Origin of the sequence: Sphingomonas aerolata, from assembly GCF_023935825.1 — a bacterium.
GTDB classification, from domain to species: domain Bacteria; phylum Pseudomonadota; class Alphaproteobacteria; order Sphingomonadales; family Sphingomonadaceae; genus Sphingomonas; species Sphingomonas aerolata.
Map to the genome: position 1 here is coordinate 260,465 of NZ_CP098762.1, position 13,856 is coordinate 274,320.

Genomic DNA, 13,856 nt, shown 5'->3' on the forward strand with positions numbered 1-13,856 from the left:
ATGCAGGCGTCATGACTAGTTTTCGGCTCGGCACGCGCGGCTCGCCCCTCGCCCTCGCGCAGGCAGGCATGGTGCGCGACGCCTTGTGCGCCGCGCATGGCTGGTCCCCGGATCGGATCGAGACGGTCGTGATCCGCACCACGGGCGACCGTGTGCAGGATCGCGCGCTCGCCGAGATCGGCGGCAAGGCGCTGTGGACGAAGGAGCTCGATCGCGCGCTGCACGACGGCGAGATCGACTGCGCCGTGCATTCGATGAAGGATGTCGAGACGATCCGCCCGCAGACCCTGCAGATCGCCGCGATGCTGCCGCGCGCGGACGTGCGCGACCGTCTGATCGGCGCGGAAACGCTTGCCGATTTGCGCCAGGGCGCGGTCGTCGGCACCAGCTCGCCGCGGCGACGCGCGCAGATGCTGCGATCGCGCCCCGATCTCGACATCGTCCTGATCCGCGGCAACGTCGATACGCGGCTCGCGCGGGTCGCAGCCGGGGACATGGATGCGACGCTGCTTGCCGCCGCCGGGCTCGATCGCCTTGGACGCACGGCGATCGGTCATGCCATCCCCACCGACATCATGCTGCCCGCACCCGCCCAGGGTGCGGTCGGGATCGAGACGCTGGTCGGCAAGCCGGCCCATGCGATCGTCGCGGCGATCGATCACGCCGATACCAGCCTGTGCGTCCGGACCGAACGCGCGCTGCTCGCGCGGCTGGGGGCGGATTGCCATTCGCCGGTCGCGGCGCTCGCCTCGCTTGCCGGCGAGACGCTGACGCTGCGCGGCGAACTGATCGCCGAGGACGGGTCGTGCGACGTCGCCGGCGCGATCGAAGGCGGGATCGACGAAGATCTTGGTACCGCGCTCGCGCTCGATCTGCTGACCCGCGCCCCCGCCAGCGTCCGGCGCCTGTTCGCGGCATGACCCGCATCGTCGTGCTGCGCCCCGAACCGGGCAATGCCGACACATGCGCCAAGCTTCGCGGTCTGGGGCTCGAGCCTCTGGCGATGCCGGTGTTCACGGTCGTCCCCGTCGCCTGGACGCCGCCTGACGTGGGCACGTTCGATGCCGTTCTGCTGACCAGCGCGAACGCGGTTCGCCATGGCGCCCTGCCCGACACACTCAAGGCGCTGCCGGTGATCGCGATCGGCGACGCCACCGCCGCCGCCGCCCGACGTGCAGGCTTCAATGTCGCGGTGACCGGCACCGGCAACGTCGATGCCGCGATCGACGCAGCGCGGGCATCCGGGTTCGACTGCCTGTTCCACCCGGCGGGCCGCGACCGCAGACCGACCGGCCCGGACGTCGTTGCGTGCACCGTCTATGCGAGTGAGGCGCTGCGGATCGGCGATAGCGTGTTGCCGCCGCACGAAGAGCTGCTCGTGCTGATCCATTCGCCCCGCGCAGCGCATGCGTTCGCCGAGCATGTCGCGCAGGCCGGCGTCGACCGGTCGCGCATCACGATCGCCGCGATCAGCCGCGCTGCGGCCGACGCCGCGGGCAGCGGCTGGGCCGCGCTGGTCGTGGCGGAGACTCCCACCGACGATGCGCTTGTCACGATCGCTGCAAAGCGCGCGATTGACCCTGACGCGCGTCGCGGGGATAAGCGCGTCATGAGCGACCACGTGCCGATCGAGCGTCCCCGGGCACGCGGCCCCCGCCTGGGTGTTATCATCATATTCATCGGACTGGCTTTTATCGCCGGGTCGGTAGCGATGGGCTATGCGCTGAAAACGATGCCATGGTTTGGTCAGCGCACCGGTCTGACGGCCGCTGGATCGACCACGGCCGCGGCGGCATCGGGCAATCCCGATTTCACCCCCGCGCAACCGCTCAACGCAAATGGCGAACAGCCGCGGGTCGACACCGCAATGCTGGCAACGCGCGAGGCGACGCTGGCCGGCCAGCTCACCGCGCTCGAGGCCCGGACCGCGGCCGTGTCGAGCGACGCGATGGCAGCCGGGGGTCAGGCGACCCGCGCGGAAGGCCTGATGGTCGCGTTCGCCGCGCGTCGGGCGATCGATCGTGGGGTCGGACTGGGCTATATCGAGGAGCAGCTGCGGCTGCGCTTCGGGCGCGCCCAGCCGCGCGCCACGGCCGCGGTGATCCAGGCCGCGCACCAGCCGGTCACGATCGAGGATCTGCGCCAGGGGCTCGATACGATCGCGCCGCAGATCACCAGCACCAACGGGACCACCAATGACAGCTGGCTGCAGACCGTGCGGCGCGAATTCAGCAACCTGATCGTGCTGCGCGAGGAAAGCATGGCCTCGCCCATGCCGGCCGACCGCCTTGCACGGGCGCGTCGTCTGCTCGAGGCCGGCCAGGTCGAGGCGGCCCGCGCCGAGGTCGAGCGCCTGCCCGGCGCGACGCAGGCGAGCAACTGGATGGACGCCGCCCGCCGTTACATCGTCGCGCGCAAGGCGCTGGATATCCTCGAGAACACGGCACTGATGGGCCAGGCAGGCCAGCCCCAGCCCAGCCCGATCGTGGTCACCACCCCGGTGCTGCCACCGGTCGCGACATCGACGCAGACCGAGGCGCCGGTCGCCATACCCGCCCCCTGACACCCCGCCGGGTCGACCGGCCGAGGCCTGTCGCTGGGCGCTTTCGGGCGTTAGAAGGAGTTCCAGTCGTCCTCGTGGCGAACCATCGCCGGGATTGCGGCTGGCGGCAACGGCTTGACCGGCGACGTATAGCTTTCGGGCTGGCCATAATCCTGTTTCGCAGGTGCGACCGGCGGTCTGGCAGCGCGGGAGTCGCTGGTGCGGAACCGTCGGGCCTGGTCGGCCAGCGTGCCCACCTCGGCGGCTAGGTTGCGCGCCGCCGCCGACGTTTCCTCCACCATCGCGGCATTTTGCTGCGTCGTCTGGTCCATCGTCCCGATCGTCGCGGAAATCTCGGTAATCGCGACCGACTGGGCCTGATTGTCCCGTGCCATGGTGGCGAGCAGGGCGTGAACCTGAGCCACGTCGTCCGATATCGCCGCGAGCGCGCCATCGACCTTCGTCACCGCATCGACCGCGGTGACGATGTCGGTCTGCGTCACCGTCAGCTGGTCGCGCGCGCGCTTGGCCTCTTCCTCCGCACGCATCGCGAGCGCGGATACCAGATCGGCCACGACCGCGAATCCGCGACCCGCATCGCCGGCCCTTCCCGCCTCGACCGCGGCGTTCATCGCCAGCACGCGCGTCTGGAAGGCGATCTTGTCCAGCCTCTCGATCACGCTGTCGATACCCTTGGCGCTGTCCGATACGCGGCCCATCGCCTGCACCGCCAGATCCGCCACCGTGCGACCGCCCCCGACCGTCGCGATCGCCTGATCGGCACGTTCGACGGTCTGGCCGGCCGCGGTCACGGAAGCGCGAAGCCGGCCATCCATCTGGGTCACCGACGCGGCGGTCTCCTCGAGCGACGCGGCATTGCTTTCGGTCCGGCGGGCAAGATCCTCCGACGCCTGCGCGATCTCGTTGGATCCGGTGCGGATCGCGGTGGCGCTTTCGGACACCGCGCCGATCAGCGTGCGCAACTGATTGAGCGCGTCGTTATAGCTGTCCTCGAGCGGTGCGAAGCTGGCCGGGAGCCCCGTCAGCGTCGTCGACAGATCCCCGGCGGCAAGTGCGTTCAGCGCCTTGCCCATGGTCGTGATCGCCGCGTTGCGTTCGACCTGGGCTTCCTCGAAATACACCGACAGCGACAATTCCATGTCGAGCAGCGCCGCCTTGACGATCGCGATGCTGGCATCGGTCGCGCTCGGCGTGCGGAGCCCCTTCACCAGCCGCCGCCAGGGACTGTAGTGGCGGCCGATCCCCTTAAGCAGATTTTCGAGAACGAGCGCATAGGCGCCGACATACCATCGCGGCTCGAGCCCGATCCGCGCGTGAACGGTCCCGATCCGCCGTACGCTGTCATAGAAGCTCGCGTCGAACTGGCCTCGCGCGATGTTCATCCAGTGCTTGGCCTGTGCCGACTTGGCCGAAGTCATGTGGCCGGCATCGCGGAAGAAGGGCGAGGTTTCGGGCTGATTGCGGACCCGGTCGTAGAATTTGTCGAGCGCGCCGCCAATCAGCGATTCGATCAAGGGCCGGACGGCGGCGACGGTCGCCTGCTGATCGGCTCCCATTTCCATGAATGCGAGACGCGACGAAACTTGATCAACGGACACGGACGGCTCCGAATATAGCGGTAGATGACCAATTTATAGCAACGCAGCGCCGCTATCGGTCAGGTCCGCCTCTACAAATCGTCATCGTCCGGCATACATAGATCAAGCATGCCGTACGCACGGCGTGACAGCATCTGATGGTCTGATGAGGAGACTTGGAATCACCCGATCGGCGAAAGCCGCTGCCGTTCGAGGCAGCGACTGGAGCGGGCGAAGGGATTCGAACCCTCGACCCCAACCTTGGCAAGGTTGTGCTCTACCCCTGAGCTACGCCCGCTCTGGCGCCTGTGCCGCCGGTCAGTAACGACACGGTGGCGGGGTGAGGCGCGCTATTAGCCCGGGGTTTCGGATCCGGCAAGCGCCTTCTTTGCAAAATTTGCAGCGACCATCGTGAAGATTGTCCTTGGCGACTCCCCCAATAGAACATTACAAGAACAACTGTGAACGACTCGACCGCCCTGATCGCCCGCCTCAAGCGGATTGCGACGACCGGCCTGCCATCGCAGCGCGATGGCCGGGCGGTCGAGGCCTGGATGACCGAAGGCATGGCCAAGGCTCAGCTGCACGAGATCTTCGCGTCGGTCGACGATTCGGCAAGCGCCGCGGGTTTCGCGGTCGCCACGACTCTCGCCGCGCGAGCGGTGCCGCTATTGTGGCTGCGCACCGAGGCGAGCGAGCGCCAGGGCGGGCGACTCCATGCGAGCGGTCTGGTGGAAATGGGGCTCGACGTCTCGTCGCTGGTGCTCGCGCTGGTCGATGACGAGGCCAGCCTGTTGCGCACCGCCGCGGATGCCGCACGGTGCCAGGGGCTGGGAACACTGGTCATCGAATCCTGGGGTCGGGCGGCGAGCATCGACCTGACGGCCACGCGTCGGCTGATGCTGGCCGCCGAAACCTCGGGCGTGACCATCCTCAGCCTCAGGATCGATGCGGCCCCCGTGCCCAGCGCCGCCGCGACGCGTTGGCAGGTGACATCGTGCCGGTCGCAACCGCTGGACGCGGACGCCCCGGGCAAGCCGGCCTTCGATATCGAATTGCTGCGTCGACGCGGAGGCCAGGCCGGCCTGCGCTGGCGCGTGGAGTGGAATCGTGACGCGTATGACTTCGAACAAGCCCTCGCCCAACCCGACATTGAAACCGGCATCGATACCGCGCCGCTATCTGGCGCTGGTATTCCCATGGTTGCCGATCGAGCGGCTGCGGACGATGCGCCCCCATCTGTTCGTCGGACGGGCTGAGGCACCGATCGCGTTCGTCGAGACGGTTGCGGGCGGGGTACGGCTCAAGTCGCTCGACCGCGAAGCGCTTCGCGCCGGGCTCGAACCCGGGCTGACGCTTGCCGATGCGCGGGCGCGCGTGCCCGGACTCGAAACCTATCAGCATGATCCGCATGCCGATCACGAATGGCTCGAGCGGCTGGCGGACGGATGTCAGCGCTATACCCCGTCCGTCGCGCTCGATGCCCCTGACGGGTTGATCCTCGACATCGCGGGCTGCGTCCATGAATTCGAGGGAGAGCGCCGGCTTGCCGCCGATCTCGAGGAACGGCTGGCCCGCCGCGGCCTGCTGGTGCGGCATGCCTTTGGCGACACGCCGGATACCGCGCGGGCGCTTGCGCGGTTCGCAGGGGCCCCTGCCCCCGACGAACGCCGCGCGGTGAAGCGCCTGCCGGTCGCAGCACTCGGCCTCGACGACGATGCGACGACCGCCTTGTCGCGCGCCGGGTTGAAGACCGTGGGCGACGTGATGGCACGCCCGCTCAGCGTGATCGCGGCGCGATTCGGCGAAGACGCCGCGATGATGATCCGCAGGCTCGACGGATCGGTGAAAGGGCCGATCGTGCCGCGTCAGACGGTCGCGAGAATCGGCGTCGAACGTCGCTTTGCCGAACCGATCGCGCGGACCGACTATGCGCTGGAGATCCTGTCCGAGCTTGCGACCGAGGCCGGGATCCAGCTCGCCGAACGCCATGAGGGTGGCAGGCGGTGGGAGGCACGGCTGTTTCGCGCCGACGGGCTTGTCCAGCGGTTGCGGATCGAGACGGGCCAGCCGACGCGCGACGTCGCCGTGCTGATGCGGCTGTTCCGCGAACGGATCGACAGCCTCGCCGATCCGCTCGACCCAGGCTTCGGCTATGACCTGATCCGCCTCGACATCGCGCTCGCCGAACGGCTGGATGCGACGCAGCTGAAACTGGAGGGCGGGCAGAAGGGAGACGGCCAGGACCGGGATGGGCAGAACCGGAACGTGGCGCAACTCGTCGACCAGCTCGGCACGCGGCTCGGTCGGGCACGGGTAAGGCGGTTCGCGGCGCGCAACAGCCATATTCCCGAACAGGCCGAACTGATGCTGCCGGCGGCGGACGCCGCCGCGGTCAGTGCACGCCCGGCGCCGTGGGCCGCGCCTGAATCGGGCGAACCACCGCTGCGCCCGATCTATCTGTTCGATCCGCCGCACCCGATCGAATCGATGATGGCCGAGGTTCCGGACGGTCCGCCGCACAGGTTCCGCTGGCGCCGTACCGTCCACGACGTCGCGCACAGCGAAGGCCCCGAACGCATCGCAGGCGAATGGTGGCGGCGTCAGGACATTCCGACGCGCGATTACTACCGGGTCGAGGATCGCCGCGGCCGCCGCTTCTGGATCTTTCGGCACGGCCTGTATTCGGAGGTCGAGACACCGCGCTGGTATCTCCACGGCGTCTTCGCATGACCGCGCCGTGACCGTCTTTGCCGAACTCGTCGCGGCGACCAATTTCTCGTTCCTCGACGGCGCGAGCGATGCCGGAACCATGGTCGGTCGCGCGGTCGAGCTGGGCCTTGGCGGCATCGGCATCGCCGATCGCAATACCGTCGCCGGCGTGGTCCGCGCGCACCAGGCGTTGAAGAAGGCCAAAGACGGACTGCTGGGGATGATGCTGCCGCCGATCGACTTCCGGCTGATCGTCGGGGCGCGGCTGGTGTTCGAGGACGGGACCCCCGACATCGTCGCCTATCCTTCGACCCGGCGTGGCTGGGGGCGCCTGACCCGTTTGCTCACCGTCGGCAACCGTCGCGCTGAAAAAGGCGGCTGCATCCTCGGGCTCGGCGACCTGATCGCGCATCATGTCGACATGATGCTGGTGGTGATGCCCGAGAGCAGCTCGCGTGGCGCAACGGCCGTCTCGCCGCTGCCCGACGGTGACACGCTGCCCGAACGCCGAGATCGCGACCTGTCGAGCGTCCTCCACGCGGTGAAGCGGCTGGGGGCGGACTGTGTCTGGCTCGGCGTGACGATGCCGCGCGGCGGACGCGATCGGCGGCGGCTGGCACGGCTGGCGGGGCTCGCCGACGCCGCGGGCATACCCGTGCTCGCGACCACCGATGCGCTCTATGCCTATCCCGACGATCGCGACCTGCACGACATCGTCACCTGCATCCGCGAGGGCACCAGCATCCACAAGGCCGGTCGCCTGCTCGCCGCCAATGGCGAACGCCATCTGAAGGACACGGACGAGATGGCGCGGCTGTTCCGCGATCGTCCCGATGCGGTGGGGCAAAGCACCCGCCTGATGGCGCGGATCGCGTTCTCGCTCGACGACCTGCGCTACGAATATCCGCATGAGCCTGTCCCGCCGGGATGGGAGGCGCAGGACTGGCTCGAACATCTCGTCTGGCAGACCGCGCTCGAACGCTATGACGACCGCGTACCCGACAGGATGCTGGCGCTGCTCCATGAGGAGTTCACGCTGATCCGCGAGAAGAACTATGCCTATTACTTCCTGACCGTCTCCGACATCGTCCGGTTTGCGCGCAGCTGCGACCCGCCAATCCTGTGTCAGGGCCGCGGTTCGGCGGCCAATTCCGTGGTCTGCTATCTGCTCGGCGTCACCTCGGTCGATCCGATGAAATACGACCTGCTCTTCTCGCGCTTCGTGTCCAGCGAACGCGACGAGCCCCCCGATATCGACGTCGATTTCGAGCACGAACGGCGCGAGGAGGTGATGCAGTATATCTATCGCCGCTATGGTCGCGACCGCGCGGCGATCGCCGCGACTGTCATCCATTATCGCCCCAAGAGCACGGTGCGCGAGGTCGGCAAGGCGCTGGGCCTGACCGAAGACGTGACGCAGAAACTGACGAGCACGGTCTGGGGCAGTTTTTCGAGCCGGTTCGACGAACGCCGCTTCACTGAAACCGGGTTCGATCCCGACAATCCGGAGATCGCGCGGCTTCGCGAGATGGTCGACCGGCTGCTCGAATTTCCGCGGCATCTGTCGCAGCATGTCGGCGGGTTCGTGCTGACGCAGGGACGGCTCGACGAAATGGTGCCGATCCACAACGGCGCGATGGCGGACCGCACCTTCATCGAATGGGACAAGGACGATATCGACGCGCTGGGGCTGATGAAGGTCGATATCCTCGCGCTCGGCATGCTGACCTGCATCCGCAAAAGCTTCGACCTGATGCGCGAGCATGGCCACGGCGATCACCTGCTCGACACGATTGCGGTGGCCGAGGACGATCGCGTCTATGACATGCTGTGCAGGGGCGACAGCATCGGCGTGTTCCAGGTCGAAAGCCGCGCGCAGATCAACATGCTGCCGCGGCTGCGTCCGCGCAAACTCTATGATCTGGTCGTGCAGGTGGCGATCGTCCGCCCCGGACCGATCGAGGGCGACATGGTCCATCCCTATCTCCGCCGTCGCAGCGGCAAGGAGAAGGTCGACTTCCCCTCGCCCCACCCGCGTTTCGGCCCGCCCGACGAACTCCAGCAGCTGCTCCGCTTCACCTATGGCGTTCCGCTGTTCCAGGAACAGGCGATGAAGCTGGCGATCGTCGCGGCCGGGTTCACGCCGGGCGAAGCGAACCAGTTGCGCAAGTCGATGGCGACGTTTCGAAAGGTCGGCGGCATGGATAACTTTCAGGCCAAGCTGATCGGCGGCATGGTTCGCCGTGGCTATGAGGCGGAGTTCGCCGAACGCTGTTTCAAACAGATCGAGGGGTTCGGATCCTACGGCTTTCCCGAAAGCCATGCGCTGTCCTTCGCGCGGCTGGTCTATGTCTCGTCGTGGATCAAATGCTTCCACCCCGCCGTATTCGCCTGCGCGCTGCTCAATTCGCAGCCCATGGGGTTCTATGCCCCGGCACAGCTGGTGCGCGACGCGGTCGAACACGGGGTGACCGTGCTGCCCGTCGACGTGAATGCGAGCCTGTGGGACAATGGGCTTGAAGCCGGCACCACGGCCGGGCAGGAATCGTTGCGCCTCGGCTTTAGGCAGGTCGACGGGTTCCGCGCGGAATGGGCGCACAATCTCGTCGCGGCGCGCACGCGCGCGCGCTTCACCGGGATCGAGGATCTTGCCCGCCGCGCCGACCTGCCGCAGCGCGCGATGAACCTGCTCGCCGATGCGGATGCGTTCCGCTCGCTCGCCAAGGATCGCCGCGAGGCACTGTGGGACGTCCGCCGCACCCCGCCCAGGCAGCTCGCGCTGTTCGCCGCCGCCGACGTGCCCGAGCTGGGCGTCGAACCCGATGCACAGCTTCCCGCGATGCCTTTGTCCGAACAGGTCGCTGCAGATTACCAGACGACCGGCCTGTCGCTGAAGGCGCATCCGATGGCGTTCCTGCGCGATCGCTTCGCCGCCGAGGGGATCCTGTCGAGCGCGCAGGCCTGTGCCACCAGGGATGGCCGGCGCGCCAGGGTCGCGGGCATCGTCCTCGTCCGCCAGCGCCCGGGCAAGGGCAATGCGATCTTCGTGACGATCGAGGACGAGACCGGCGTCACCAACGGGCTGATCTGGGCGCGCGATTTCGAGGCGAACCGCCGCGCGGTGATGGCCTCGCGGCTGATGGTTCTCGAAGGGGTGATCCAGCGCAGCGAGGAGGGCGTCACGCATCTGATCGCATCGAGTGTCCAGGATCGCAGCGCGATGCTCCGGTTCCTGTCCGAGGACCATGCGCTCGACGCGCCATTGTGCCGCGCGGACGAAGTGGTCCGCTCCGTCCCGACGCGCAGTCCGGATTCACGGACGTCGCTGTCGCAACCCTCGCGCGCGCAGCATCCCCGCGACGTGCGTGTCCTGCCCAAGTCGCGCGACTTCCATTGAGAGTGTCGGTAAGATGGTGGCAATCACCGCGCCGCCGCCCCAGATAGCGCAGAGTTCAATACGGGAGTGTATGTTGGCCACGCTTGGAATGTCGCCTGCCGATAAGGATGCCGTCGAGGCGTTCCGTCGCGATGTCGTCGAACCGTCGATGACGAAACTCGTGATCATCGACTTCTGGGCGGAATGGTGCGGGCCGTGCAAGGCGCTCGGGCCGACGCTCGAAAAGGTCGCTGCCGATTATGCGGACAAGGGTGTCGTGCTGGCGAAGGTCGATACCGACAAGAACCAGTTCATTGCCGCGCAATTCCAGATCAAGTCGATCCCGACCGTCTATGCGATGTACCAGGGACAACTGGTCGCCGACATGACCAGCGCGCGCACCGATTCACAGCTGCGCGTGATCCTCGATCAGTTGCTCAAGCAGCTGCCGATCGAAGCGGAGGCCAATACCGACGCCCCCGACATCGAACCGCTGATCGCGATGGGTGAGGAGGTCCTTGCCGAGGGCGACGGGGAACGCGCGCTGGGGATCTTCCGCCAGATCGCCGACATGGCCCCCGAGCACCCCGCGGTCCATGCCGGCTTCGTCCGCGCGCTCGTCCTGACCGGGCAGCTCGACGAGGCGGCCGACTGGCTTGCGAACCTGGACCCCGCGATCGCCAAGGATCCGGCGATCCACCGCGCGCAGGCCGCGCTGGCGCTGGCCCAGTCTGCCCCCCCGGTCGCCGACCTGTCGCCGCTGATCGCCGCGGTCGAGGCAGCACCAGACGACCTGGCCGCACGCTTCGCACTCGCCAACGGCCAGATGGCGGCGAACGACCGCGATGCCGCCGCGGACAGCTTCCTCGCCATCATCGCTGCGGATCGCGACTGGAACGAGAGCGCTGCGCGGACGCAGCTGCTGAAATTGTTCGAGGTGGTGGGCCTCGAGGATCCCTGGGTCTCTGGACAGCGGCGGCGCCTGTCTGCGATCCTGTTCGGATGACGACCCGGCTCTCCATCTTCCCCCTGCCCGGCGCGCTGCTGTTCCCGGGCATGCAGTTGCCGCTGCACCTGTTCGAGCCGCGCTATCGGGCGATGATCAGCGACGCGATGGCGCGCGACCGGCGGATCGGCATGATCCAGCCGCGCGGTGATGATGGAGAGCTCTACGCACTGGGCTGCGTCGGCAAGATCGCCGAGGTCGAGGCGCTCGAGGACGGCCGGTACAATGTCGTGCTGGAGGGCGTCGCGATGTTCCGCATCGTCCGCGAACTCGATGTCACCACGCCCTTCCGCCAGGTCGAGGCCGAATTGCTGCCGGTGATCGAGGATGACACGCTGTCGCTCGGCCGGCGCTCGTCGCTCGAACTCGAATCGCGTCGCTTTGCCGACGTGCAGGGCTATGCGGTCGACTGGGACGCGGTCGCGCGGCTCGACGACGAGAGCCTGGTCAACGGCATCGCGCAGATCGCCCCGTTCGATTCCGCCGCCAAGCAGGCGCTGCTAGAGGCCCCCGACATCGAAACGCGCGCCGAACTGATCATCCAGCTGATGCAGTTTTTCGGGCGACACGACGGCGACGAACAGGTGACGCTGCAATGAGCGGGCTCGATCCCTGGCTGCTCGAACGCCTCGTCTGTCCGGTGTCGCGCACGCCCCTGCGCTACGACGAGGCCGCGCAGGAACTGATCTCCGACGCCGCCGGGCTCGCCTATCCGATCCGCGACGGCGTGCCGGTGATGCTGGTCGAAGAGGCGCGGCCAATCGATGGTGTCGCAACCGCCTGATGGCGAAACCCGACCGCCGCCTCGTCATGCTGGGGGTGGCCTGGAGCATCGGGCTCGCGGCATCGGGATGGTCGCCCTTCGACCGCGCCACCTGGTGGATGGAGGTGGCGCCCGTCCTGATCGCCTTTCCGATCCTGGTGGCGCTGCGTCACCGGTTCGCCTTCACCCCTTTGGCGCTGTTTCTGATCGCGTTTCACGGCTTCGTGCTGATGCTGGGTGGCGCCTATAGCTATGCCCGCGTCCCGATCGGTTTCACGGTGCAGGACTGGCTGCACCTCGCGCGCAATCCCTATGACCGGTTCGGCCACCTGATCCAGGGGTTCGTCCCCGCGATCGTGTTGCGCGAGTTGTTGATCCGGGGTCGGCATATCGCCTCGCCACGGGTGCTGACCGTCACCGTGCTTGCCTATTGCCTCGCCATCAGCGCGTTGTACGAACTGATCGAATTCGGCGCGGCGGTTTCGCTCGGCGAGGGTGCGGACGCGTTTCTCGGGACGCAGGGCGACCCCTGGGATACGCAGTGGGACATGCTGATGTGCCTGCTCGGCGCCGCGCTCGCGATCATGTTGCTGGCCCGCCCGCACGATCGCCAGATCGCGCGGACGGGTGATGGTCAGATCGTCAGGCCCTGAAGCAGCTTGGGCAGGTCGCCGCTCTCGCCGCGCGCCTCTGCCATGAAGCGATCCTTGAGCGGCGGTAGCGCGTTGACCGCGCTGATGCCGAAGCGGCGCACCGCACTCGCGGTCTTGCCGGGCATGCCGAACAGCCGGGTCAGCGTGTCGGTCGCGGCGGCGGTCATGAACGTGTCGAGCCCGCGCCAGCGCTGGTAGCGCGCGAGTAGCGCCGCATCGCCGAGGTCGAGGCCGAGCCGTTTGCCCTCGACCAGGACTTCGGCGAGCGTCGCCACGTCGCGAAAGCCGAGATTGAGCCCCTGTCCCGCGATCGGGTGGATACCGTGCGCCGCATCACCGACCAGCGCGAGCCGCGTGTCGGTGATCCGAGCCGCGTGCTGAAAGCCAAGCGGATAGGAGGAGCGCGGCGTCAGCTTCGACAGCTCGCCGAGAAAGCCGCCCATGCGCTTGCTCGCCTCGGCGAGGAAGGCGCGGTCGCCCATCTTGAGCATCCCCGCGGCGTTCTTCGTGTCGACCGTCCACACGATCGCCGAGCGATGCCCCTCCGCATCGTCGGGCAGCGGCAGCAGCGCGAACGGGCCGCTGGCGTAGAAGATCTCGTAGGCGACATCCTCATGCGAGCGTTCGTGATGAAAGGCGGCGATGATCGCGGTGTGATCATAGGACCAGTGCGCCATCGTGATCCCGGCTGCCTCGCGCGTCGGCGACTTGCGCCCCTCGGCGACGACGACCAGCGGCGCGCGGACCACCGCGCCCGAATCGAGCGTCGCGGTCACCCCCGCAGCGCTGCGGTCGAGATCGGTCGCGCGCGTCATCATCCGCAGGTCGACATGCGCCGCCGCGCTCGCGGCATCGAACAGCGTGTGACGGAGCAGCTTGTTCTCGTACATCGTGCCCAGCGCGCCGTCGTCCGCGGCGGGGACGAAATCGAGCTTGCCCGGTTCCAGCCCGTCGCTGACGCGGATCTGGCGGATCGCGCAGCCCTGCCCCGCCAGCGTCGCGCCGACGCCGATCGCATCGAGCATCCGGTGGCTCGCGCTCGCCACCGCCGAAGCCCGGCCATCGAAGCCCGGCGCCAGCGTGACCGCGGGGTCCGCCGGATCGATCACGATCGTCGAGATGCCGTGCACGTCGAGCGCCACGGCGAGCGTCGCACCGACCAGCCCGCCACCGAGGATGAGTACATCTGTGTCCATGATGCCGCTC

Annotated in this window: 11 protein-coding genes and 1 tRNA gene; 9 read left to right on the forward strand and 3 right to left on the reverse strand. The window is 67.8% G+C overall.

Going from position 1 to position 13,856, the window contains the following annotated elements; translation table 11 throughout:
- The first annotated feature begins 11 nt into the window (after positions 1 to 11).
- Together hemC and NEF64_RS01165 are read left to right on the forward strand one after the other, a co-directional pair.
- Positions 12 to 920: a hydroxymethylbilane synthase gene (gene hemC, locus NEF64_RS01160; RefSeq protein ID WP_056406608.1), complete on the forward strand. Its 909-nt coding sequence runs from the start codon at positions 12 to 14 to the stop codon at positions 918 to 920.
- Positions 917 to 2,563 carry a uroporphyrinogen-III synthase gene (locus NEF64_RS01165; protein ID WP_056406610.1) on the forward strand — a complete coding sequence of 549 codons (1,647 nt, stop codon included), beginning with the start codon at positions 917 to 919 and terminating at the stop codon, positions 2,561 to 2,563. The genes hemC and NEF64_RS01165 overlap by 4 nt, the downstream gene beginning before the upstream one ends.
- Before the next feature lie 50 nt (positions 2,564 to 2,613).
- On the opposite strand, the gene NEF64_RS01170 is transcribed toward NEF64_RS01165, so the two are convergent.
- Positions 2,614 to 4,125 carry a globin-coupled sensor protein gene (locus NEF64_RS01170; RefSeq protein WP_252574905.1) on the reverse strand — a complete coding sequence of 504 codons (1,512 nt, stop codon included), beginning with the start codon at positions 4,123 to 4,125 and terminating at the stop codon, positions 2,614 to 2,616.
- 238 nt (positions 4,126 to 4,363) lie between these two features.
- Positions 4,364 to 4,438: transfer RNA gene (locus NEF64_RS01175), tRNA-Gly, on the reverse strand.
- Positions 4,439 to 4,601: 163 nt separating this feature from the next.
- Here NEF64_RS01175 and NEF64_RS01180 point away from each other — a divergent pair.
- The 7 genes from NEF64_RS01180 (at position 4,602) to NEF64_RS01210 (ending at position 12,650) form a co-directional block, all read left to right on the forward strand.
- Entirely contained in the window at positions 4,602 to 5,399 is a 798-nt protein-coding gene (locus tag NEF64_RS01180) for an ImuA family protein (protein ID WP_056406614.1), read from the forward strand.
- Positions 5,368 to 6,873: a Y-family DNA polymerase gene (locus NEF64_RS01185; protein WP_234387603.1), complete on the forward strand. Its 1,506-nt coding sequence runs from the start codon at positions 5,368 to 5,370 to the stop codon at positions 6,871 to 6,873. Before NEF64_RS01180 ends, NEF64_RS01185 begins: the two co-directional genes overlap by 32 nt.
- A gap of 7 nt (positions 6,874 to 6,880) precedes the next feature.
- A complete protein-coding gene (locus NEF64_RS01190) occupies positions 6,881 to 10,249 on the forward strand; it encodes an error-prone DNA polymerase (protein ID WP_056406616.1) in 3,369 nt (1,122 codons plus the stop codon).
- An 88-nt stretch (positions 10,250 to 10,337) separates the two neighbouring features.
- Positions 10,338 to 11,234: a tetratricopeptide repeat protein gene (locus NEF64_RS01195; protein WP_252574907.1), complete on the forward strand. Its 897-nt coding sequence runs from the start codon at positions 10,338 to 10,340 to the stop codon at positions 11,232 to 11,234.
- Positions 11,231 to 11,833 carry an LON peptidase substrate-binding domain-containing protein gene (locus tag NEF64_RS01200; protein ID WP_031395355.1) on the forward strand — a complete coding sequence of 201 codons (603 nt, stop codon included), beginning with the start codon at positions 11,231 to 11,233 and terminating at the stop codon, positions 11,831 to 11,833. Before NEF64_RS01195 ends, NEF64_RS01200 begins: the two co-directional genes overlap by 4 nt.
- Positions 11,830 to 12,018: a Trm112 family protein gene (locus tag NEF64_RS01205; RefSeq protein ID WP_056406620.1), complete on the forward strand. Its 189-nt coding sequence runs from the start codon at positions 11,830 to 11,832 to the stop codon at positions 12,016 to 12,018. The genes NEF64_RS01200 and NEF64_RS01205 overlap by 4 nt, the downstream gene beginning before the upstream one ends.
- Positions 12,018 to 12,650 carry a DUF2238 domain-containing protein gene (locus NEF64_RS01210; protein WP_056406621.1) on the forward strand — a complete coding sequence of 211 codons (633 nt, stop codon included), beginning with the start codon at positions 12,018 to 12,020 and terminating at the stop codon, positions 12,648 to 12,650. Before NEF64_RS01205 ends, NEF64_RS01210 begins: the two co-directional genes overlap by 1 nt.
- Here the strand turns inward: NEF64_RS01210 and NEF64_RS01215 are convergent.
- Entirely contained in the window at positions 12,632 to 13,846 is a 1,215-nt protein-coding gene (locus NEF64_RS01215; RefSeq protein ID WP_031440888.1) for a UbiH/UbiF/VisC/COQ6 family ubiquinone biosynthesis hydroxylase, read from the reverse strand. The two genes, NEF64_RS01210 and NEF64_RS01215, sit on opposite strands and share 19 nt — an antisense overlap.
- Positions 13,847 to 13,856 lie beyond the last annotated feature (10 nt).